23 protein-coding genes are annotated in these 21,151 nt (G+C 53.5%); 20 read left to right on the top strand and 3 right to left on the bottom strand.

Translation table 11 applies throughout. The features are described from left to right. Window positions 1-13: 13 nt before the first annotated feature. The 10 genes from soxB (at window position 14) to H7F11_RS08675 (ending at window position 9,587) form a co-directional block, all read left to right on the top strand. Window positions 14-1,741, top strand: coding sequence for a thiosulfohydrolase SoxB (gene soxB / locus H7F11_RS08720; protein WP_193651107.1), 1,728 nt, complete (start codon window positions 14-16; stop codon window positions 1,739-1,741). A gap of 227 nt (window positions 1,742-1,968) precedes the next feature. After that, a complete protein-coding gene (locus H7F11_RS08715) occupies window positions 1,969-3,006 on the top strand; it encodes a rod shape-determining protein (protein ID WP_372606774.1) in 1,038 nt (345 codons plus the stop codon). Between the two features lie 82 nt (window positions 3,007-3,088). Then, the gene (gene mreC, locus H7F11_RS08710) at window positions 3,089-3,871 is read left to right on the top strand and encodes a rod shape-determining protein MreC (RefSeq protein WP_319803395.1); all 783 of its coding nucleotides are present in this window, start codon (window positions 3,089-3,091) and stop codon (window positions 3,869-3,871) included. Continuing rightward, the gene (gene mreD, locus H7F11_RS08705; RefSeq protein ID WP_193651105.1) at window positions 3,868-4,341 is read left to right on the top strand and encodes a rod shape-determining protein MreD; all 474 of its coding nucleotides are present in this window, start codon (window positions 3,868-3,870) and stop codon (window positions 4,339-4,341) included. The genes mreC and mreD overlap by 4 nt, the downstream gene beginning before the upstream one ends. Next, window positions 4,338-5,432 (top strand): rod shape-determining protein RodA, encoded by a 1,095-nt coding sequence (rodA, locus tag H7F11_RS08700; RefSeq protein WP_193651104.1) that lies wholly within the window; start codon window positions 4,338-4,340, stop codon window positions 5,430-5,432. Before mreD ends, rodA begins: the two co-directional genes overlap by 4 nt. Window positions 5,433-5,718: 286 nt before the next feature. Next, entirely contained in the window at window positions 5,719-6,885 is a 1,167-nt protein-coding gene (locus H7F11_RS08695; protein ID WP_193651103.1) for a D-alanyl-D-alanine carboxypeptidase family protein, read from the top strand. A gap of 19 nt (window positions 6,886-6,904) precedes the next feature. After that, window positions 6,905-7,171, top strand: a complete 267-nt coding sequence (locus tag H7F11_RS08690) for a YbeD family protein (RefSeq protein WP_010637236.1) — start codon at window positions 6,905-6,907, stop codon at window positions 7,169-7,171. Then, complete coding sequence (gene lipB, locus H7F11_RS08685; RefSeq protein WP_193651102.1) at window positions 7,168-7,809, top strand: lipoyl(octanoyl) transferase LipB; 642 nt, start codon at window positions 7,168-7,170, stop codon at window positions 7,807-7,809. The genes H7F11_RS08690 and lipB overlap by 4 nt, the downstream gene beginning before the upstream one ends. Before the next feature lie 2 nt (window positions 7,810-7,811). Continuing rightward, window positions 7,812-8,768 carry a lipoyl synthase gene (gene lipA, locus H7F11_RS08680; RefSeq protein ID WP_193651101.1) on the top strand — a complete coding sequence of 319 codons (957 nt, stop codon included), beginning with the start codon at window positions 7,812-7,814 and terminating at the stop codon, window positions 8,766-8,768. Window positions 8,769-8,780: 12 nt separating this feature from the next. Then, window positions 8,781-9,587: a YdcF family protein gene (locus tag H7F11_RS08675; protein WP_193651100.1), complete on the top strand. Its 807-nt coding sequence runs from the start codon at window positions 8,781-8,783 to the stop codon at window positions 9,585-9,587. Between the two features lie 12 nt (window positions 9,588-9,599). Here H7F11_RS08675 and H7F11_RS08670 read toward each other — a convergent pair whose 3' ends face one another. Beyond that, entirely contained in the window at window positions 9,600-10,691 is a 1,092-nt protein-coding gene (locus H7F11_RS08670; protein ID WP_193651099.1) for a L,D-transpeptidase family protein, read from the bottom strand. 107 nt (window positions 10,692-10,798) lie between these two features. Between H7F11_RS08670 and H7F11_RS08665 the strand changes: the two genes are divergently transcribed. From H7F11_RS08665 to H7F11_RS08620, 10 genes are all read left to right on the top strand, one after another. Next, window positions 10,799-11,230 (top strand): hypothetical protein, encoded by a 432-nt coding sequence (locus H7F11_RS08665; protein WP_193651098.1) that lies wholly within the window; start codon window positions 10,799-10,801, stop codon window positions 11,228-11,230. A gap of 80 nt (window positions 11,231-11,310) precedes the next feature. Then, entirely contained in the window at window positions 11,311-12,807 is a 1,497-nt protein-coding gene (locus tag H7F11_RS08660; RefSeq protein WP_193651097.1) for a hypothetical protein, read from the top strand. A gap of 9 nt (window positions 12,808-12,816) precedes the next feature. Further along, window positions 12,817-13,965: a response regulator gene (locus H7F11_RS08655; RefSeq protein ID WP_193651096.1), complete on the top strand. Its 1,149-nt coding sequence runs from the start codon at window positions 12,817-12,819 to the stop codon at window positions 13,963-13,965. A 51-nt stretch (window positions 13,966-14,016) separates the two neighbouring features. After that, window positions 14,017-14,583 carry a GTP-binding protein gene (locus H7F11_RS08650; RefSeq protein WP_193651095.1) on the top strand — a complete coding sequence of 189 codons (567 nt, stop codon included), beginning with the start codon at window positions 14,017-14,019 and terminating at the stop codon, window positions 14,581-14,583. Continuing rightward, complete coding sequence (locus H7F11_RS08645; protein WP_193651094.1) at window positions 14,580-15,218, top strand: roadblock/LC7 domain-containing protein; 639 nt, start codon at window positions 14,580-14,582, stop codon at window positions 15,216-15,218. The genes H7F11_RS08650 and H7F11_RS08645 overlap by 4 nt, the downstream gene beginning before the upstream one ends. 52 nt (window positions 15,219-15,270) lie before the next feature. After that, window positions 15,271-15,633 carry a roadblock/LC7 domain-containing protein gene (locus H7F11_RS08640; protein ID WP_024892973.1) on the top strand — a complete coding sequence of 121 codons (363 nt, stop codon included), beginning with the start codon at window positions 15,271-15,273 and terminating at the stop codon, window positions 15,631-15,633. Window positions 15,634-15,722: 89 nt separating this feature from the next. After that, complete coding sequence (gene glyQ, locus H7F11_RS08635) at window positions 15,723-16,595, top strand: glycine--tRNA ligase subunit alpha (protein ID WP_193651093.1); 873 nt, start codon at window positions 15,723-15,725, stop codon at window positions 16,593-16,595. Beyond that, window positions 16,595-18,694 (top strand): glycine--tRNA ligase subunit beta, encoded by a 2,100-nt coding sequence (gene glyS / locus H7F11_RS08630; protein ID WP_193651166.1) that lies wholly within the window; start codon window positions 16,595-16,597, stop codon window positions 18,692-18,694. Before glyQ ends, glyS begins: the two co-directional genes overlap by 1 nt. Beyond that, entirely contained in the window at window positions 18,694-19,233 is a 540-nt protein-coding gene (gene gmhB / locus H7F11_RS08625; RefSeq protein ID WP_193651092.1) for a D-glycero-beta-D-manno-heptose 1,7-bisphosphate 7-phosphatase, read from the top strand. Before glyS ends, gmhB begins: the two co-directional genes overlap by 1 nt. Continuing rightward, entirely contained in the window at window positions 19,230-19,952 is a 723-nt protein-coding gene (locus H7F11_RS08620) for a lysophospholipid acyltransferase family protein (RefSeq protein WP_193651091.1), read from the top strand. Before gmhB ends, H7F11_RS08620 begins: the two co-directional genes overlap by 4 nt. On the opposite strand, the gene H7F11_RS08615 is transcribed toward H7F11_RS08620, so the two are convergent. Together H7F11_RS08615 and H7F11_RS08610 are read right to left on the bottom strand one after the other, a co-directional pair. Next, window positions 19,918-20,808 carry an ATP-grasp domain-containing protein gene (locus H7F11_RS08615; RefSeq protein ID WP_193651090.1) on the bottom strand — a complete coding sequence of 297 codons (891 nt, stop codon included), beginning with the start codon at window positions 20,806-20,808 and terminating at the stop codon, window positions 19,918-19,920. The two genes, H7F11_RS08620 and H7F11_RS08615, sit on opposite strands and share 35 nt — an antisense overlap. A gap of 2 nt (window positions 20,809-20,810) precedes the next feature. Continuing rightward, entirely contained in the window at window positions 20,811-21,134 is a 324-nt protein-coding gene (locus tag H7F11_RS08610) for a hypothetical protein (RefSeq protein ID WP_227485366.1), read from the bottom strand. Window positions 21,135-21,151: the final 17 nt, after the last annotated feature.

Here is a 21,151-nt window from a genome sequence, read left to right as displayed (position 1 = left end):
ATCGGAGGATTCAATGAACTTAAGTAGACGTGATTTCATGCAATTAATGGGAATAGCCGGTGCTGGCAGCTTCCTGACACCGGGTGCCGTGCAGTCGGCCTGGGGGGCAGATGCCGACCCTTATGAAATTCCTGATTATGGGAATGTCACCTTATTGCACATGACTGACTCTCATGCGCAATTGCTGCCGGTATGGTGGCGTGAACCGGATACCAACATCGGCGTAGGGCAGGTACTGAATCAGGTTCCCCATCTCTGCGGACAGTGGATGCTGGATTATTATGGAGTAGCTACCCCCTCTTCCAGCAAATATGCCTATTCTTGCCTGGACTTCGACACTCTCGCGCACAAATACGGCAAAATCGGTGGATATGCACATATCGCCAGCCTGGTCAAACGCTATCGGCAACAACGGGGAGACAAGGTGTTGCTGCTGGATGGTGGAGATACCTGGCAGGGTTCAGCAACCAGTCTCTGGACCAAGGGTGCGGATATGGTCGGGGCCCAGAATCTCCTGGGGATAGATGATTTTGTTGGCCATTGGGAATTTACTTACGGGCAGGATCAGGTGGAGCATCTGGTCAAAACTGAACTCAAGGCCAATTTTCTGGCCCAGAATATCTTCAACAATACCTGGCAGGAACTGGTTTTTAAACCCTACCATATTCATGAGGTCAGTGGCCGTAAAATTGCCGTTATTGGTCAGGCTTTTCCTTTTACCCCCATCGCCAATCCCGGTTACATGATACCTGACTGGGGGTTTGGTATTCATACCGGGCATATGCAGAAAATGGTGACAGAATGCCGCGAGAAACAGCACGCTGATCTGGTGGTCGTGCTCTCGCATAACGGTGCTGACGTTGACAAGAAAATGGCCTCAATGGTCAAGGGCATTGATATCATTCTGGGTGGTCATACCCATGACATTATGGGACCCAAGCCTTTCATGGTCGGCAATACCTTAATAATCAATACCAGCACCAATGGCAAGGTATTAGCCCGTTTCGATCTGGATGTCGGCAAAGGCAAGCTTAATGGCTGGCGTTTCCATTATCTGCCGGTGTTCTCCAACCTGATCAAGGAAGATCCGGAGATGGCTGACTACATCCATAAGGTCCGCAGCCCTTATCAGCAGAAATTGGCGCAGCCCCTGGCTACTACCGAAAGCCTGCTTTACCGGCGTGACAACTTTAATGGCAGCTTTGACCAGTTACTCTGCGACGCCTTGCGGGAAGAAATGGATTGCGAAGTCTCTTTCTCCCCAGGCTTCCGCTGGGGCTACTGCAAGCTCCCCGGTGAAACCATTACCATGGAAGACGTCATGGGCCAGACGGCCATCACCTATCCCCAGGTTACCGTCAACACCTACACTGGGGAACAGATCAAGAACATCATGGAGCAGGTGGCAGATAACATCTTCAATCCGAACCCATATTATCAGCAGGGCGGGGATATGATCCGGGTCGGGAATATTCAGTATGACTTTAATCCGGATGAAAAAATCTATCATCGTTGCAGCAATATGCGGGTTGGTGGTCAAACGATGTCTGCCAGCAAAAAATACAAAGTGGCAGGCTGGGCAGCCATGCAACCTGTTGAAGGGAAAGCAGTCTGGGATATTTTTTCAAAGTGGCTGCAATCCAAAAAGAATGTGCGGGTAGACAAGGTGGATTTACCGGTACTCAACAAGGACATGGCAAACAACCACGGCATTGCCTTTCCCAAAACCTACAAGCTTTAGGCATCTTCAGGTGGCGAGCAGCATTAGCCAGCGGTTTTGACCGCTGGTTTTTTTGTGAGCAAAACAAGGTCCTGTAGCCAAATCACCCCAATCTCACCAGATTTTATCTCGACCATACCTCATGCTAGACTGCGCACTGAATTTTGCAGCCCGGAAGTGATGTTTAACTTTGTTCAAATCCCGGCCGTGTCCCCACTTGCATAACAAAGGCTTGTAACCAGATGATCATGAAACGCATTCTTGGACTTTTTTCCACGGACCTCGCTGTTGACCTGGGTACGGCCAACACCCTGATTTATGTGCGAGGAAAGGGCATTGTCCTCTCAGAACCTTCTGTCGTGGCCATTCATACCGGCCGCCGTGGTGGTGGCAGTCGGCGTTTACATGTCGGTGAAGAGGCCAAACGCATGCTCGGACGCACCCCCGCCAACATCACCGCCATTCGGCCTTTAAAAGACGGCGTCATTGCCGATTTTGAAATTACGGAGGCGATGCTCAAGCACTTCATTCGTCGCGTCCATCATCAGCGTTTTCTCAGCCCCAGCCCCCGTATTATTGTTTGTGTGCCCTATGGAGCCACGCAGGTGGAACGCCGTGCCATCCGCGAATCAGCCATGAGCGCGGGAGCTCGCGAAGTGCATCTGATTGAAGAACCCATGGCGGCAGCCATTGGCGCCGGCATGCCAGTCGCAGAACCCACCGGCTCCATGGTGGTGGACATTGGTGGTGGGACCACTGAAGTCGGGGTAATTGCTCTGGGCGGTGTGGTTTATTCCCAAAGCGTCCGGGTAGGGGGTGACAAAATGGATGAAGCCATCGTTAATTACATCCGCCGCAATTACGGCATGTTGATTGGTGAAAGTACCGCCGAAGAAATCAAGAAAAAGGTGGGCTGTGCTTATCCCGGTCAGGAAGTGCTGACGCTTGAAGTTCGCGGGCGCAATCTCGCCGAAGGCGTCCCCCGCACTTTCAGCATCAATAGTAATGAAATCATGGAAGCTCTTCAGGAACCGCTGGGTGCCATTGTCGGCGCCATCAAGCTGGCCCTGGAACAAACCCCTCCGGAGCTCGCTGGCGATATTGCCGAGCGCGGCATGGTTCTGACGGGGGGTGGTGCCCTGTTGCGCGATCTGGACCGTCTCATCATGGAGGAAACTTCCTTGCCGGTGATTGTTGCCGAAGATCCTTTGACCTGTGTAGCGCGAGGCAGTGGCCGCGCCCTGGAAGAACTGGAACTTCTGGGTGAGGTATTCGCCGACGATTAACCCGGCGAAACTGTAAACATTCAGCATGCCAGCGTTGTTTTTCCCTCGCCGCTACCCGCCGCTCCTTCGTGTAGCGGCGTTTGTGTTGTTGAGCATTGTCATTGCGGCGCTCAGCGAAAAGCATCCCAATATGCTGAACTGGTCCGGGAATCTGACTTATCCCATTCATTGGCTGGATCTTCAGGCCACAAAAAACTGGCGTACAGTGGGTGAATACCTGCAAGATCGCCGCAGTCTGCTTGCTGAAAACGCGCAACTGCGGGAAAAACTCAAATCGCTGGAACCAAAACTGCTGGAAAACGAGATATTACACAATGAAAACCGGCAACTGTTGGCATTACTCGACAGTTTCCCCCAGCCACCCGGAAGGATGGCTGTTGCCCAGGTCATCGCCGAAAACTTTTCTCCCGGTAGCCAGCTCATTACCGTCAATCTGGGCAGTCACAATGGCGTTCACGTAGGTCAGCCGGTGCTGGCCGCCGGTGGTGTGGCCGGTCAAGTCATTCACGTAGCCGATCTCAGCGCCCAGATCGCCCTGATTTCCGACCTCGACAGCAGCATCCCTGCGCAACTGGCGGGCACAAACCTTCCGCTGCTGGTTAATGGCAAGGGCAATATTCATTGGTTGAGTGTTCCCTTTCAGCCGCGCAACACCACCCTGAAAGCAGGTGATCAATTGGTCACTTCTGGACTCGGGGGGCGTTTTCCCTCTGGCCTGCATATTGGTACCATTTCCAGGGTCATTCACAATGGTGACGAGCCCTTTGCGCAAATTTCAGTGCGGCCCGCAGTACCCTTGGGTCAACTCACCACGGTACTCATACTTCTAAAGAACAAGCCGACATCACGGCCTGATAAAGCATGAATGCTATCGCCATAGTGATCGCCTTTTCCCTGGCCATGGCCCTGGAAACACTCCCCTCTGGCCCTGTTTATGGCATGATCCATCCGGATTTTGTAGCCATGCTTCTGCTTTACTGGTCGATCCGTAGTGGCTCCGAACTCAGCTATACGGTGGTATGGCTCATAGGATTACTTCAGGATATGATGATGGGTGATGTGCCCGGTGGCCAGGCCGTTGCCAGTGTTCTCATGGTTTATGCGCTGGTCAATGGCCTGGGCAGGGTGCGCCATCTATCTGTTTGGGAACAATTGGTTTTCATTTTCATGCTGCTGTTCGCTCATCGACTGATCGTCTGGTCCTGGCAACTATGGTCCGCGCCAGTGAGCTGGCATTTCAGCCTGCTCCTCAGCCCGTTGATGGGGGCCTTACTATGGCCCCTGTTTACCTATTTGCTGGATTATCTGCGCCATCATTTGAAGGCATCATCATGAACCGGTCACAACGCCTGTTCCGTCCATTGCAAAAACTGGATCCAGCACTGTTGACCGGTGTTGTCATTTTAATGGGCATCAGTTTGGCCGTACTTTACAGCGGCAGCCAGGAAAGTCTTCGCGTGGTTTTCGCCCAGTTATTCCACTTTGCTATCGGCTTTATTGTGCTGATCACCATTGCCAATACCCCGCCAGAACGCATTCGCGCCTGGGCCCCGGCACTTTATGGCATCGGCGTTATACTCCTGGCACTCACCCTGGTCGCTGGCAAAACCAGCCTCGGAGCCAGACGCTGGTTAGGTGCCGGACCCATCACCTTTCAGCCCTCGGAACTCATGAAACTGGCTTTACCGCTACTGATGGCCTACTACTACTCCCAGCAGGAAAACGTGCGCCATTGGCGTGCCGCAATTACCGGATTGATACTGATCGCCATCCCCTTTCTGTTGATTGCCAAGGAGCCAGATCTGGGTACCGCCGCCCAAATTGGTGCCGCTGGCATTTTCATGATGTGGCTGGCTGGCGTGCGACGGCGCTGGTTTATTGGACTACTCATCATTGTCGCAGTCAGTGGACCCGTCATGTGGCATTTTCTGCACGGTTATCAAAAGGAGCGCATTCTGACTTTCCTTGACCCTCAACGCGACCCTTTGGGAGCGGGATATCACATCATTCAGAGCATGATTGCTGTTGGCTCCGGGGGGTTTTGGGGAAAGGGCTGGTTTAACGGTACCCAGGTGAATCTCGACTTTTTGCCCGAAGCACAAACAGATTTTGTTTTTGCCGGTTTTGCCGAAGAATTCGGTCTTTTTGGCGTGCTCATTCTAATCGCCACTTACCTCCTGATTGTCCTGCGCGGACTGGTCATCGCCTTTGAAAGTCGGGATGCCTTTGGCCGCTTGATTGCCGGCACCCTGAGTCTGACATTTTTTCTGTATATTTTTATCAACATGGGGATGACCACTGGGATTTTACCTGTAGTCGGAGTGCCACTGCCCCTCATCAGCTATGGCGGTACGGCCATGCTGACATTTATGATCGGATTGGGGATTCTGATGTCAGTCCACGCACATCCACGAACCCATGAATAGCACTGCAAACGGTGGTGGGCCGGGAAGCTTTTTGCTCCAACGTCCCTTGCCTGTTGTTCCAAGGCTCATCCTCCTCGCCCTGTGGGCTCAGACAGCTCTCCTGACGGGCGCGGGCTTTCGCCAAGAACAACAACGGCGCGGGACAAAGTCGCGGTAAAGCTTCCCGGCCCAGCACCGGTTGCAGGACAATGAGCAAACAGACATAGCTTTCTTGGCGGACATCATTATAATTCTTCGGATATCTCCAAGATTACACTCCAATTAAAGACTACGTATTGAGGCCCTGATGATTTTCCGCCCATCGCTGATGAGTAAAGTTTTTCTTGTTTTTTTCGGGCTGCTTTTTGCCAGCACCGCCTTTGCCGTCGTGCCGACCCCAAGGCTCCCCACGCCTCCAGCACCTGCCCTGCCGTCCATCGTCAGCTATGTGCTGATGGACTATGACACGGGCCAGATTATTGCGGCAAAAAGTGAAAACCTGCGCCGCGCACCGGCCAGTCTCACCAAGCTGATGACGGCCTATCTGACCTATCAGGCCATCCACAATGGCACCCTCAATCTCAATGAAAACATTCAAATATCCAACACAGCCTGGAAAACTGGTGGTTCCAGCATGTTCATCCAGCCCGGTCTGGCGGTCAATATTGACCAACTCCTACATGGGCTACTGATTGATTCGGGCAACGATGCCGCCGTGGCATTGGCCGAAACCGTGGCAGGAAGCCAGTCCGGATTTGTAACCCTGATGAATGAAACGGCAGCACAACTGGGACTGCATGATACCCATTACAATAATGTTGATGGCTTACCGGATGACAACCTGTATACCACTGCTCTGGATGTAGCGCAGCTATCCCGGACGCTGATTCAACAATACCCTCAAGTCATTCAAATTACGAAACAAAAATCCTATACCTACAACAAAATCACCCAACGGAGCTGGAATCCCGTGCTGTTTCGGGATCCCAGCGTGGATGGCCTGAAAACCGGACTGACAGATGCCTCCGGCTATTGCATTGACGCTACGGCTCAACGCAGTGGTCGGCGCCTGATCGCCGTAGTGATGGGTGGACCCAACTGGGCTGGCAGTACCAATGCCGTAGAAGCACTGTTGGACTACGGTTACCGTTTTTTTGTGAACCATCCGGTTTATCAGTCAGGCCAGCAGGTTGGTAAAATCACGCGGAACGACTTCTCTCCCATGCATGTTCCCGTAGGTGTCACCCAAAAAGTCACCGTCACCGTACCCAAGGGACATTTTTCGGATTTGCAGCGCGTTGTCGAAATCAATCCGAATTTGCAGCTCCCCCTGAAAAAAGGTACGGTCGTGGGAGCATTGGTTTTCCAGCTTGACGGTAAAACACTTAAAACAGTCCCGGTGGTCAGCATGGTTTCTGCTGAGAAAGCCGGCTGGTTATCGCGGATGTTCCATAAAATCGGTGACGCGCTCTGAAGCGGAATGAGGGGCTTGCATGAAGACAGAAACCCGGCAAGCAGATGACTTTCCCCATCTGCATCATGTCAAGGTCATTGGGCAGCATGCTGATCTGCTGGGTGCAGTACGCGAAGCCGTAGAGCCCCATGCCCCCGATTTACCGGAAAGCGCTTTTGCCCTGCGCGCCAGCAGTCAGGGACAGTACCTTTCGGTAACCATCTCTTTGGAAATACAAAATGAAGCCCAGCTTCTGAATATTTATACGGCGGTAAAAGCCGTGGACGGAGTCATCCTCTGCTTATGAATACTTCCCCCATACTGGTGCGCTGCTGGCCCGGAATCCTGCCCTACTTCACCGTGCTCGATGCCATGCGCGAATTCACTACCCAGCGCGATGCGGAAACGCCTGATCAGATGTGGCTGCTCCAGCATCCGCCGGTATTTACGCTCGGCCGCAATGCCGATGCCGCCGATGTTCTGGATCCTGGCTCCATACCGGTCATCCGCAGTGATCGGGGGGGCAAGGTGACCTACCATGGTCCGGGGCAATGGATTGTTTACCTGCTGATTGATTTACCCAGAATGGGTATTAATGTACGGCAACTCACCAGCATGATGGAACAGTCCGTTATTCAACTCCTGGCAGATCATGGAGTAAATGCCCATGCTCGTCGGGATGCTCCCGGCGTTTATGTGGGCGAGGCGAAAATCGCCTCTTTAGGTCTGCGCGTCCAGCGCGGACGTAGCTACCATGGTTTAAGCCTGAATACTGATATGGATTTATCTCCTTTTCAGCGCATTCATCCTTGCGGAATGCCCCAACTCGCCGTCACCCAGGTCCATGATCTCTGTCCCGACTGGTCCAGTCGAGACGTTGCCGAAGCGTTGATGAACGCGCTTTCCGATCAGCTGCAACGGCCTCTGAAAAAAGGAGGCGCCTGATCATGGAAATCCGCTCAGACAAAAAAGCCGGAAGGGGTGCTGAAAAAACAGCCCGCAATCCTATTCCGATCCCCATCGTTCCCGTAGAAACGCCGAGAGTGCCTAAACCGCAATGGTTGAGAGTACGCTCCCCTTTGTCTCCGGAAGTCGACCGGCTCAAAAAAATTCTGCGCGCAGCGGATCTGCATACCGTCTGTGAGGAAGCTTCGTGCCCCAATCTGGGTGAATGCTTCGGCGGCGGAACGGCCACCTTCATGATTCTGGGCGATGTATGCACACGTCGCTGCCCGTTTTGTGATGTGGCCCACGGCCGCCCCAATCCTCCTGATTCGGCAGAACCGCTGCACCTTGCCCAGACAGTCGCGACGATGGGACTGCGTTTTGTGGTCATCACCTCCGTGGATCGGGATGATCTAAGAGATGGCGGTGCCCAGCATTTCGCAAAAGTAATCCGTGCATTACGCGATCATTGTCCGAGTCTCCACATAGAAATTCTGGTGCCCGACTTTCGTGGACGCGTCGATAAAGCCCTGACGGCGCTTCGCAATACACCCCCAGATGTATTCAATCACAACCTCGAAACGGTGCCTCGCCTTTATTTACAGGCCCGACCCGGTGCCGATTATCGACATTCCCTCAATTTACTTGCGGCCTTCAAGGCAGAACATCCAGATATTCCCAGCAAATCAGGGCTGATGCTTGGGCTTGGAGAAGAGCTGGATGAAATTCGTGAGGTCATGCAGGACCTTCGAGAAGCTGGTTGCGAGTTGCTGACCTTGGGACAGTATTTGTCTCCTTCCCGTCACCACCTGCCCGTAGCCCGCTTCGTGCCCCCGGATGAATTTGAAATCCTGCGCCTGGATGGATTGGCCATGGGCTTCCGTCATGTCGCCAGTGGCCCGCTGGTACGCTCTTCCTACCATGCCGAACGCAGTTTTCACGAAATGACCGAAGACTGACCGGAAGCTTCCATGCTACTGCGTTACACCACGGTACTGACGCTGGCATCGGCGCTACTCCAACCCCCAGGAGTATTGTTCCTGTTGGTCATGTTTGGCTGGCTGAGTGAGGTGCTGGGCTGGCGATACTGTGGACGGACGCTGATTATTCTGGCGCTGGGCATTCTATACTTTTTTTCAACCGCGATCGGTGCCCGATTGCTGCTCATGCCTCTGGAAAACCGCTACCCAACCCTAAACCAGCCATTAACGGGAGCAGAGCGCCCAGAGGCCATTGTCGTACTGGGTGGGGGTGAAGTCATGGATATGGATTCTCCCCATTCCCGCCTGGAAACCGCCAATGCCCGCACTTTGGTACGGCTCATGGCAGCAGCGCGACTCGCCAACCGCACACAGCTACCTGTGGTCCCCAGTGGCGGAGCGCCGCGTTTCGGAGTCGCTGCGGAAGCCACGACCATGGCACACATTCTCCGCCAGGATTTTCACGTTACCAGTCCAATATGGCCGGAAACCCACTCTTACAATACGGCGGCCAACGCCGCCGACTCCAGCGCATTGCTGGCCGCGCATCATATCCAAAAAATATATCTGGTGACTTCAGCCCTGCACATGCCTCGGGCTGTCGCCTGGTTTCGCTTGTCTCACCTGGAAGTGATCCCTGTACCCACCGACTATCGGCTGAATCGGGTCCGGGAACTGAAGCTGGATAGCTGGCTACCTCGAGCCATTTTCATGGAAATCAGCAGTGAGGCCTGCCATGAATACCTTGGCCTGCTCTGGCTTTGGCTGCAAGAACAGGGCCTCGGTAACGGCAATTAATATTCACGGAAGTTACTGGCCTTTACTATCCGGGAGACTCACTTGCACATGCAAATGTTCGCGATCACTGGGTTTGGCCAGCTGCAACGGCGCCGGTACTGCTGCACCATTGGCTGAAGGCCCATAAGGCGCATAAGCATAAGGCTTGGCTGGTACGGCGGCAGCCAGGGTCTGGTAACTGGGCGAATTCACACCGATGGGCAAAGCCACTGTGTTGTGCTCACCGACAATGCGCCGCACCTTGCTCCAGTCAATTGCCTGCTGAATATGATTTTCCGCCATGAAATTCTTGATGCGCATGGCTGCCCGCTGCAACTCGGGAACCCCCTTGTGGTAGGTGTCCATGGGCTTGTAGGACTGCAAATAGACTTCGCCATTGTGCACGCCTACCAGATTAGGCATATCTATAATTCGCACCGGGGTTCCGACCGGAACCATGGGGAATAATTGTGCGACATTTTCAGGGAACATCTGAAAACAGCCCTGGCTGGCGCGCATACCCACACCCCAGGGATGATAGGTGCCATGAATAAATATCCCTGAAAGGCCCGTTTCCATGGCCAGCTCACCCATCGGGTTTTCCGGTCCAGGCGGCCAATACCAGGGAATATCCATGTGGAATTTTGTCTTGAACCAGGAATGAATATTTTTGGGAACATTCCAGGCCGGCATTTTGAACTTGGCAATAATCTGGGTTGTAGTCAGATTCTCTTTCCAACCAGGCAGAAACACACCTACCGGATAGGTGTACACCACATGATCATCATTCGGGAAAAAGTAAATCCGCCGTGCGGGTATATCCACCACGATTCCGGTCCAGGGCTTGGGCGGCAATATATACTGAGCCGGTATGACCACCTTACTAGCCTGCCCCGGTAACCAGGGATTCACTCCGGGATTGGCTTTGGTAACCTGATTGTAGCCCAGATCGTAAAACCGGCCGATATCCAGAAGTGTGTCGTCTCGATGCGTAGTGACTGCATGCAATGTACCCACCACATTGCCGTGCTCTGGCAAGGGAAACACGCTCGCCTGAGCGAAGCCAACACCCAAAGCACTTAGTGCAGCAGTTAACAGCCAGATACCCCATTGTTTTTGCTTCATTAGCCTTCCTGTTTACGACAAATACCATTAAGATGCCCAGCCAATCCAAAGGATCGTTGGCAGCATTTTGTTTAACGGTCATAATCATAAGGGAAAAGGAGGCCTTTATGGAATCACCTCATCTGATATTTCTAAAAAATGTAGCGCAGGGAGCACCGGCAAACTCACCAGAAATCCGTGATGCCCTCCACCGCCTCGACCATATGCTTAGCGATCTGGCCAGCGACCTGCAGATCCCTTTCGTGGGGCCGTGCGTGGGTTTGCGCCACGCACCGGAACAGCATTTGCTCAGCGTCGCGGATCATCGCTGGTCCCAAGCCGATTCCTATTGGGGTGCAGCCATCTGCAGCCATCATCCTGTTTACGGCTTGCGAGCAGAATGGACGCTGGCCACGGTCAGTCGCGAAAGATTGCCCATTGTCGTCCGGGCCTTGCCCGGCTTTTTTTCTGGCTACGCGGCCATTGCCGCACAATCTGCTGATCCCTCGCGCCCGAGCGTGTCCCGGTTAAAATCCCTCGCTGAACTGTTTGCACATTGACAGAACATTTAAAACGCCTATTTACGGGGCTATGAGTCAATTGCCGCAAAAATGCGTTTAACCGGAAGTGAGCTTCGTGTATGGAACTACCCCTAAGCAGCCTGATTATTATTGTGTTACTGCTCGCCCTGGTGGTTTCAGCGGGGTTGTGGAAGCTGTTCAGCAGAAAACGGCTGCTTAAAAATACCGTAAAACCCCAAAAAATCACGCCTGCCCCTAAAAACTCAGCTTCGGTTCCAACTGTACAAATTGCCGGAACAGACGGTTCTGATGTTACGCATCATGCCACCTCTACTGAAGTGGATGAGACCAGTATCCTGGATGAAATTGAAATATACCTCGCTTACGGCCATCTGGAGCAAGCGGCCACCTCACTCAGCTGGTACGTTATCCACAATCCTGATGATACCCGGCAAAGCCGGAGATTACTGGCTTTATATCAGGAAATTCCAGACCTGGATCGTTTTGCGGAATTGCTGGGTAATTTGTGTGATTCAGGAATCATATCAGGCGTCGAAGCCCAGGATCTGACCCTTGCCGGTCTGCAAGCTGACCCGGAAAACCTCCAACTCCGTGTGCTTGCCGAAAATCTGGGCATCAGCAATGGTCAGTTGGCAGCCATTAACACAATCAAAACCAGCGAAGCCCAGCTGGCACCTTCATCGGCGCTCATCAGGGTACAACAGGAACTCCAGCAGGCCCTTGTCAACCCCGAACCCATGGATATGGATCTCAGCGGCTTTTCCGAAAAGCCTCTGCAATCATTCCAGAGCAACGATCCTTCTGAAATGGTCAGCAATAATGTAGAAGTGCTGCTCCAAGGTGATGTAAAAATTGACGCTATAACTCCCAGGGAGTGGGAAACGGCTACGACTCTGGCAGACCCCTTGGCTACTATTCGCACATTACTGACGGCCCAGCAGATTCAGGAGGCCGAACGGATTTTAAAACGCAATCTCATTTTTGAACCACGTAAGTTGATACTGCATGCAACCTTGCTGGATATTTTTTACCGACAAAAACGCTGTGACAATTACGCAGAATCTTTATTGCAGTTATATATCAGTTTGTGGGGAGCTGGCAGCGCACTCCGTACCCGAATGCTTAAACATGGCCGACAACTGGGCGAACATCCACTCTGGGATCATCTGGTAGCCAGTGAGGCAGACAAGCATATTCTCGCTGAACAGGCAGAAAAATATGGTCTCTATCTTCCCTTGACGGCTATCCCATTTTCCAGCCCGGCACTGGTTCTGGAGGAGATTCATCGTAATCATCAGATCATGGCCCACAACAATGATGACAGTATTCTTGAAGAATTCGACAGCCTGCTGGAGTACGGACAAGTGGAAGAGGCCGTTGATCTTCTTGAAAAAGCCACCCTGGCACGTCCTGATCACGAGTTTTACTATCGCCCGCTTCTGGAAATGTATGAGCGCATGGGCGCTCATGAACGCTTTTCCAGCTTTACCCGATCCATACTCAATATGGATACCCCACCTGATGAAGAAATCATGCGGCAGATGTTCAGCCTTGCTGAACGCATGCAACGCCAACCGCAGCGACAGGTTATTTAGGATTTGATCATGACGAATAATACTCCAGACAATGCCAGCATTCTCGTCCGCAGCTTCGGCATGGACACCCGTAAAGAGGCTGTTTTTCGCATGGCGTTTAAAATGCATACACGGCGTCAGTATCAACTGCTGGAATCGGGAGATGATCGCGTCGCCCACCTGAGCATTGTGGACATTGACGGGCCAGGGGGCACTGAACTCGCGAGAAATTTGCATCAGAGCGAACCTGAGCAGCGGATACTCGTGACCACTATAGCTTCACCGGCAGATTGTATTTTCCCCATACTCCAAAAGCCGGTGCGCATGGAAACCTTGTTCCCGGCATTGGAAGCTCTCCTGCTGGATACACCCGGAACAGCTGAAAAACAGGATACCAATGTCAAGCCCATACGACCGGATATAGCAGTCCCGATCACCAGCTTCCATACTCAGCATGCCAGTCCATCCCCGGCTCTGCAAAATGCACCAGAAGTACCCGTAGCACCCAGCAAGCCCGCTCCCGTTCTTCGCCCCGAGGAAGTGCAGTATTTTAATCCTGATGAAGGATTCTTGGGACTTCTAAAAATTTCCCAGCGCGATCATGGCATTAGCATAATTTCCGATCAAAACCAGCGCGCGATTGTGCGCCTTGATCCCTCCGCAGACCAGGCAGCAGCCCTAATAGATGATGAACAATTGCAGCAACTGTGCCAGGTTTCTGCCAGTAATCTGCAGTTGAGAGCCCCAAGAGATGGCGATTCAGGAGAAAAAGGCAGCCTTCGTCATATGTCCCTGCAATCCTTGCTCTGGCAAGTAGCCGCATGGACAGCCAATGGGCGATTGAATCAAAAATTGCCACTCAACGCCCCGGTTCAGCTGAAACAATGGCCTAATCTGACGCGTCTGCCCATGCTTCCTGATGCATTAAGACTGGCTGCGTTTCTGGCACGTTCCCCGGCCTCGCCCGCGCTCACTGTCAAGATGTTACGCATCGAACCCCGGGATTTGTTCAATTTTCTTGCAGCTGCAGACAGCCTGGAATTACTCCGCTACAACACGCCGGAAAATCCAGGCAATATCGTTCGAATGCCACATGATTCAGCATCCTTAGAGACAGAAATTCCTGCAGCCAAGCGAAGCTTTTTGGGCCGTCTCCTGAAACGCATAGCCGGGATATAAGGCTTGCGCGCGCAGCGATGCAAATAACAATGATTTTCAAGGAGCCAATTTGTGAGAGAAGATAATAAAATCGTTTTTACCGGTCCGGTAGGTGCGGGGAAAACCACGGCCATATCCGTATTATCCGATACACCCATCATATCTACAGATGCTCAGGCTTCGGACATGACCCTGAATCGTAAGGGTCATACAACCGTCGCCATGGACTATGGCATTCTCAAACTGGACACCCAGACCAAGATTCATCTATATGGCACCCCGGGTCAAGAACGCTTTGATTTTATGTGGGACATCCTGACCACAGGCGGACTGGGTCTGGTGCTCATGCTGGACAACACTCGCCCCAATCCCAAGAAGGATCTCCACTTTTTTCTGCACGCCTTCAAGGACTACATCATCAATGTTCCAGTCGTCATTGGCATTTCCAAAACCGATGTCCAGAACCATCCAGGTCCCGCCGATTATGCGAACATGCTTCCTGAAGTCACCGCTGACCTCAAAATGCTCAATCCCATCCCCCCCATTTTTGAAATTGATGGCCGCAAAAAGGAGGACATCAAAAACCTGGTCATGGCCCTGCTTTATTCCATTGACCCGGGAATTGGAGACATCTTATGAGTGTAGAGCTGGTTGCAACGCGTACTGAAGTATACGCTGAGCTTACTCCTGCAGGAGCCTTTTACGCGACTTCCAGTCCTGATCAGGAAGGTAATCGTACCATTCTGTTGCACGTACTACGCGAAGGTCACCGCGCTCCTTTTACGACGGAAATTGCCAGTCAATGGGCGGAAAACAACAATACGGATAAAGCCTTGCGCAGCATTTTCCGGCTACAGCGCCTTGGTCTTCTGCGCGGTACCCATCAGGCCCGTACTGACAGCACACTGCGACTGGAAGACGCGTTACCACCGCTACTGGCCCGCCTGTCTGACCAGCAAAAAACCCTCCTGGCCGATGAAAATGGTTTTTATCTGGCTGCAGCAGGCTTTGCTCATGAAGCTGCGGAGGAGCTGGCGGGACTTTCTGCTGATCTGCTTTCCCTGCAATCACGCCATAATCGCCTGCTCAAAAACAATTTACGGGTCAACACGGAAACCTGGGGGCTGCTGGACCCGTCCGGTCGATCGGAATTGGGCTTTTGGCCGCTGTTCATCGGACAACAGCGTTTCATGCTCGTCGTCAGCGGAACGCCCCGTCTCCAGGATCAATCATTCGTGACCTTGGTTCAGGATCTCGACAAACGTTACCGCTAAGCACAACCCACTTTAATATTGCATTATTGACAGTTTATTCAGGAGAAACACCATGCGCGAAGAAATGCTCAAATCCATCCTCAGTGACCTCAATGGCTCATCCGCCGATATTGAGGCTTCTGCGGTCATCTCCACAGATGGTCTGACCATCGCCTCACTGCTTTCTTCCACCATGGACGAGGACCGCGTCGGCGCGATGGCTGCCGCCATGCTATCCCTGGGCGACCGAACGGCAGCAGAGCTGGCTCGCGGCGAACTCGAACAGGTCATGATCAAGGGCGATAACGGTTATGTGCTGCTCATTCATGCCGGCCCCGATGCGGTACTGACCATTATCGCCCGCAAGGAAGCCAAGCTGGGTCTGGTATTTCTGGATGCCAAACGTGCGTCAAGTGGCATTGCCGAATTGCTGTGAGCCTCCCTTTTCAAGGGATTTGATCCTGATCCCTTCACAGCCTCTGCTCCATTGGTTCATAATGCGCCAAATCACTGTCTGAGACGCATATGACTTTTCAGGAAATCATCCAGCGGCTCCAAAACTTCTGGGCCGCTCAGGGTTGCGTGTTGTTGCAGCCCATGGACATGCCCGTTGGAGCCGGTACCTTTCATCCTGCCACCTTTCTCCGCGCTATTGGTCCAGAACCATGGCGAGCCGCTTATGTGCAGCCTTCCAGACGACCCACAGACGGCCGCTACGGAGACAACCCCAATCGTCTCCAGCATTACTACCAGTTTCAGGCGGTACTCAAACCCAACCCGAATAATCTTCAGGATTTATATCTGGAGTCTCTGGCGGTGCTGGGCATCGATCCAAAATTGCAGGACATCCGCTTTGTCGAAGATGACTGGGAATCACCCACGCTGGGTGCCTGGGGTCTCGGCTGGGAGGTCTGGCTGAATGGCATGGAAGTCACCCAGTTTACCTATTTCCAGCAGGTGGGTGGCCTTGATTGTCACCCGGTCATGGGCGAAGTGACCTATGGTCTGGAACGTCTCGCCATGTATCTGCAGGGGGTAGAGAGTGTGTACGATCTGATCTGGACACCGGGCGTACTGTATGGAGATGTGTTTCACCAAAACGAGGTGGAACAGTCCCGCTACAATTTCGAGCTGGCACCAGTGGAAGACCTTTTCCAGCGCTTTGATCGCGCCGAGGCAGATTGCCGCAATCTGCTTGATAACAAACTCCCTTTACCAGCCTACGAGCGGGTTCTTGACTGTTCCCATACGTTTAATCTCCTGGATGCCCGCCATGCCATCGGCGTCAATGAACGCGCCCGCTTCATTGGTCGGGTACGCGGACTGGCCAAAGGCGTTGCAGAAATTTATGCAGAAGCCCGTGCCGAACTCGGCCACCCTCTGCTACGGAGTGAATGATGTCAGCCCATGAAAATCCTCTCCAGGAAGATTGCCTTCTGGAAATCGGTTGTGAAGAGCTGCCCGCACGTGAGCAGCTCCCCATTCGTGACGCCGCCATTGAACAAATGACGCGCCTGCTCAATGAAGCCGGTCTCAGCTTCGGGCAAATCAAAGCTTATGTCACCCCACGGCGTTTGGCGTTATGGATTCAGAACCTGGCCCTGCACAGTCAGCCCCGGGAAAGCATCCGTCGCGGTCCCCCCGTAGAAAGAGCACGTGATGCGGCGGGTAACATAACCCCGGCTGCCGAAGGCTTTGCCCGCTCCTGTGGGGTTGCTTTTGCCGATCTCAGCACCCTCGACACGGAAAAAGGACCGGTGCTGGCCTGGCGGGAAATCGAAGCAGCACGCAGTAGTCACAACATTCTGCCTGACATTGCCAGCCAGACCATTGCCGCCCTCCCCTTGCGTAAACGCATGCACTGGGGGACCCGTGACGACAGCTTCATTCGTCCGGTACGCTGGTTACTGTTGCGGCAAGGACAACAAGTGCTGGACTGGCAGGCATTCGGACTGCAGGCCGGTGGACAGAGCTTTGGTCACCGTGTGCATCACCCTGAAGCGATCCGGATTCTTCAGCCCGCCGATTACGCAGCGGCTTTGCTGGATGGCCAGGTCATGGCCGACTTCGACGCTCGCCGCGCGCATATTTCCCATAAAATTTCGGCCATTGCTGAAGACCTGCGAGCAACTCCCATCTTGCCGGCAGCATTACTGGATGAGATTACCGGACTCAATGAATGGCCAGTCATCCTGATCGGCAGCTTTGCAGAAGATTACCTGCGAATTCCTGAAGAAGCGCTGATTACGGTCATGATGCAACATCAGCGCTATGTCCCGTTACGTGACGCAAACGGTCGCCTGATTTCCCAATACCTGTTTGCCGCCAATATACACAGTCAGGACGCCCGAATTGTCATTCACGGCAATAATCGGGTGCTGCGGGCACGCCTGGCGGATGCGGCTTTTTTCTGGGATCAGGACCGCCAAAAACCCTTGACTGCAAGGCTTCCTGAATTGCAGAACGTCCTCTTTCAGGAAGGACTGGGCAGCATTTACGACAAAACCCTGCGCCTGCAAAAAGTAGCGCGGTCATTGAGCAGCCCCTGTAACGTCAAAGCCGATGATCTGGAACGCGCAGCGGCACTTTGTAAAAGTGATTTGCTCTCTGGCGTGGTGGGGGAGTTTCCGGAGTTACAAGGCATCATGGGCGGACATTACGCCCGTCATGATGGTGAAAATACCGAGGTCGTTGCGGCCATTGCCCAACATTACCTGCCCAATGGCCGCGATGATGACACGCCGCAAAGTCCTGCAGGCCAGTGCCTGGCCATTGCCGACAAGCTGGATACCCTCTGCGGTTTTTTTGCCATTGGTAAAGTTCCTACCGGTGATCGGGATCCCTTCGCGTTGCGCCGTGCGGCCTTGGGCGTCTTACGCATCATTCTGGATGCAGAGCTTGATCTGCCCCTGGATAAAACCGTGACCCTGACCCTGGAAGCTTTGGGGCATGGCATCGTCAAAGACCCCACCGTCATCCGCACTGGCATACTGGACTTTTTCCAGGACCGGATGCGGGTCTATTTCAGGGAAGAAGGTTTTCGTGCTGACCAGATTAATGCCGTACTCAGTCGTCAACCCCATCAGGTTCTCGATGCCCGTAAACGCCTGGAAGCCCTGGCACGTTTCCTGACCGAACACCAGGCGGCTGAAGCGCTCGCGGCTCTGATCAAACGCGTCAACAATCTGCTTCGCAAGGAAAATGTGGAAGTACAACACGACCCCGATCCACAATTATTTGAAGATCCCGCCGAACATCGGCTCTGGGAACACTGGCAAGTCATGGCCGGGCCCGTTCATGCCCATCTTCAGCACGCACAATATGCCAGCGCACTGGACCTTCTGGCCGGATTACGTCCTTCTGTCGATACCTTTTTCGACAAAGTCATGGTCCTTGCTGAAAATCCCGAAATACGCCAGAACCGCCTTGCTCTCCTCACCAGACTGCAGGATGCGTTTCTGCGTATTGCCGACTTTACCCAACTCCAGGGCTCCTGATGGCGCAGTGGATCATCCTCGATCGGGACGGTGTCATCAATGAAGACAGTAACGCCTTCATTAAATCACCGGCCGAATGGCGACCCATTCCAGGCAGCCTGGAAGCCATCGCCCGCCTCAACCGGGCCGGTTTTCAGGTGGTCGTCGCCACCAATCAATCCGGTGTGGGACGGGGGCTTTTCGATATTCGCACCCTCACAGCCATCCATCAGCGCATGCGCCAGGAACTCGCCGTTTTTGGCGGACGTATTGAAGCCATATTTTTTTGCCCCCACCTGCCCGATGCGGGTTGTCAGTGCCGCAAGCCTTTGCCGGGCATGTTTCATGAAATTGCCGAACGTCTGCAAATTTCTCTTGAGAATGTCCCGGCTATTGGTGACAGCCTGCGGGATCTTCAAGCCGCCCGGGAAGCCGGGGCCAAACCTATTCTCGTGCTCACCGGCAAGGGCCAAAGTACCCGTCGTAATGCCGAAACTGCTGGATTCCCGATTTTCCTGGATCTTGCTGCGGCCGTACAGGCCATCCTGGGTGTCTCTTGATACAAACCCTGCGTAGCGGGATTTTCTACATCGGCTTTACCTTATGGACAATCATCTGGGCATTTTTCACCCTGTTGACCGTCCCCATGCCCCTTTCCGCCCGGGTCTGGTCCAGCCGCCTCTGGGCGCGAACTGCCGTCCTGTGGTTACGCCTGAGTTGCGGATTGAGTTATCAGGTCACCGGCCTGGAAAATATCCCGGATACGCCCTGCGTCATTGTGGCCAACCATCAATCGGCACTGGAAACCCTGTTACTCTGGTGTCTTTTCCCGCGCCTGTCTTATGTCCTCAAACAGGAGTTGTTCCGGATTCCGGTTATCGGCTGGGGCTTGCGTCTGGCCTGGCCGATTGGTATTGATCGCAGTGCCGGTCGTCAGGCACTCGTGCAGGTCATGGAAGAAGGCAAACTACGCCTCGCGGCCGGATTTAATGTGGTCATATTCCCGGAAGGAACCCGTTATCCCTGCGGCGAAGTCGGGCCCTTCAGCAGCACGGCCGCCGGACTGGCCCTGCGCGCAGAAGTCCCGCTTTTACCCATTGCCGTCAACAGCGGCTGCTTTTGGGCCCGTAACGACTGGCGAAAAAAACCCGGAAAAATGGACTTATGGATTGGTCCGGCTTTTGCGCCAAAGGGAAAATCTTCCACTTTGACCGAACAGGCAGAATCCTGGATTCGCAACACCGTCATGCAGATGCCAGGCGAAGCTGCAAAGCCGTAATTACGCGTCCTGCCACGTCCACACCAGTACTTTTTTCAATACCCTCCAGACTGGGTACAGGATTCACTTCCAATACCAGTGCGTTTTGATCCGCGTCCGCCATCAAATCCACACCGGCAAAATCAAGGCCTAATGCAACAGCAGCTTTCCGGGCAATTTCCGCCCAGGATTCAGGCAAATCAGGAAACGCCGAAGCGCGGCCTCCACAGTGCAGATTACTGCGAAAATCTTCCGCCGCAGATTCCCGACGCATGGCCGCAACAACCTCCCCAAACAAGACAATCACCCTGACATCCTGGCGGCCCGGCAAAAAACGCTGAACCATGGCTTCATGCTGCAGACTCAGAAAAGTATCCAGCATCCCCCGCGCGGCTACCGGAGTCTCGGCCAGACTCACCCCGACCCCCTGTGAACCCTGCAATATTTTGTGAACGAGGGGCGTGCCCAGCATCTGCAAGGCCAGCTCTTTTTGCCTGGATTCCGTGAAATAAACGGTTTGTGGAACAGCTATTCCCGCCGCAGCCAGAGCCTGCAGGGAGGCAAATTTGTCTCTTGCCAGTTGCAATGACTCGGCAGAATTCAGACAAAAAGTACCCTCTCCGGCAAAATAGCGCAGCAATCGCGCCCCCAAGGCCGTTATCGGCCCGCCAATGCGGGGAATGACCGCCGCGCAATGGGGAAATTTTTCACCCTGCACATAAAGATCCGCATGGACGCCATTCACAGTCAACAGACACTGCTCAGGGGCCAACAACACGGCTTCCATTCCCGCCGCATCCACCACCTGGAGCAATCGTTGGGTGGAATAAAGCCCGGGAAAGCGGGACAGTACCGCAATTCTTGGAGTTTCCGACATATTCAGGACACATCCGCATGAAAAGTCAGCAACGGGAGCTCACCATGGGCGATGGACCTCTCGATGAAACCTGCCCTTCCCGGCTTGATCTGCTCGAGGCTGCTCCGCGCCTCGGATGTCTGTCCGCAGATTGCCGAAAACAATACCTCCAGTTCCAGAGGATTCACCCGCAAACAGCCAAAAGGATCCTCCGCATTTTTGTTGCGCCAAAATAAATTCGGTAGCCAGCCCTTGCTCTGCACCAGCGGATTCAGGTAAAGCGTCCGGCAACGCTCTGCAATTTGTAATTCAGACTGCTCTTTTTGAATATTTTCCATTGATTTCATTTGATCCTTGGTTTGGT

Origin of the sequence: Acidithiobacillus sp. HP-2, from assembly GCF_015100155.1 — a bacterium.
Classification (GTDB): Bacteria; Pseudomonadota; Gammaproteobacteria; order Acidithiobacillales; family Acidithiobacillaceae; genus Acidithiobacillus.
The sequence above is the reverse complement of the archived record's forward strand: the minus strand, read 5'-3'. Positions and strand labels throughout refer to the sequence as shown.

Bases quoted from the DNA above. Each gene is read 5' to 3' on its own strand.
- glyS (WP_193651166.1), top strand. From the start codon at position 16,595: ATGTCAGCCCATGAAAATCCTCTCCAGGAAGATTGCCTTCTGGAAATC.
- H7F11_RS08675 (WP_193651100.1), top strand. From the start codon at position 8,781: ATGCTACTGCGTTACACCACGGTACTGACGCTGGCATCGGCGCTACTC.
- H7F11_RS08715 (WP_372606774.1), top strand. From the start codon at position 1,969: ATGAAACGCATTCTTGGACTTTTTTCCACGGACCTCGCTGTTGACCTG.
- H7F11_RS08665 (WP_193651098.1), top strand. From the start codon at position 10,799: ATGGAATCACCTCATCTGATATTTCTAAAAAATGTAGCGCAGGGAGCA.
- H7F11_RS08695 (WP_193651103.1), top strand. From the start codon at position 5,719: ATGATTTTCCGCCCATCGCTGATGAGTAAAGTTTTTCTTGTTTTTTTC.
- H7F11_RS08640 (WP_024892973.1), top strand. From the start codon at position 15,271: ATGCGCGAAGAAATGCTCAAATCCATCCTCAGTGACCTCAATGGCTCA.
- H7F11_RS08660 (WP_193651097.1), top strand. From the start codon at position 11,311: ATGGAACTACCCCTAAGCAGCCTGATTATTATTGTGTTACTGCTCGCC.
- H7F11_RS08645 (WP_193651094.1), top strand. From the start codon at position 14,580: ATGAGTGTAGAGCTGGTTGCAACGCGTACTGAAGTATACGCTGAGCTT.
- mreD (WP_193651105.1), top strand. From the start codon at position 3,868: ATGAATGCTATCGCCATAGTGATCGCCTTTTCCCTGGCCATGGCCCTG.
- lipB (WP_193651102.1), top strand. From the start codon at position 7,168: ATGAATACTTCCCCCATACTGGTGCGCTGCTGGCCCGGAATCCTGCCC.
- H7F11_RS08670 (WP_193651099.1), bottom strand. From the start codon at position 10,691: ATGAAGCAAAAACAATGGGGTATCTGGCTGTTAACTGCTGCACTAAGT.
- H7F11_RS08610 (WP_227485366.1), bottom strand. From the start codon at position 21,134: ATGAAATCAATGGAAAATATTCAAAAAGAGCAGTCTGAATTACAAATT.
- H7F11_RS08690 (WP_010637236.1), top strand. From the start codon at position 6,905: ATGAAGACAGAAACCCGGCAAGCAGATGACTTTCCCCATCTGCATCAT.
- soxB (WP_193651107.1), top strand. From the start codon at position 14: ATGAACTTAAGTAGACGTGATTTCATGCAATTAATGGGAATAGCCGGT.
- H7F11_RS08655 (WP_193651096.1), top strand. From the start codon at position 12,817: ATGACGAATAATACTCCAGACAATGCCAGCATTCTCGTCCGCAGCTTC.
- glyQ (WP_193651093.1), top strand. From the start codon at position 15,723: ATGACTTTTCAGGAAATCATCCAGCGGCTCCAAAACTTCTGGGCCGCT.
- lipA (WP_193651101.1), top strand. From the start codon at position 7,812: ATGGAAATCCGCTCAGACAAAAAAGCCGGAAGGGGTGCTGAAAAAACA.
- rodA (WP_193651104.1), top strand. From the start codon at position 4,338: ATGAACCGGTCACAACGCCTGTTCCGTCCATTGCAAAAACTGGATCCA.
- H7F11_RS08615 (WP_193651090.1), bottom strand. From the start codon at position 20,808: ATGTCGGAAACTCCAAGAATTGCGGTACTGTCCCGCTTTCCCGGGCTT.
- gmhB (WP_193651092.1), top strand. From the start codon at position 18,694: ATGGCGCAGTGGATCATCCTCGATCGGGACGGTGTCATCAATGAAGAC.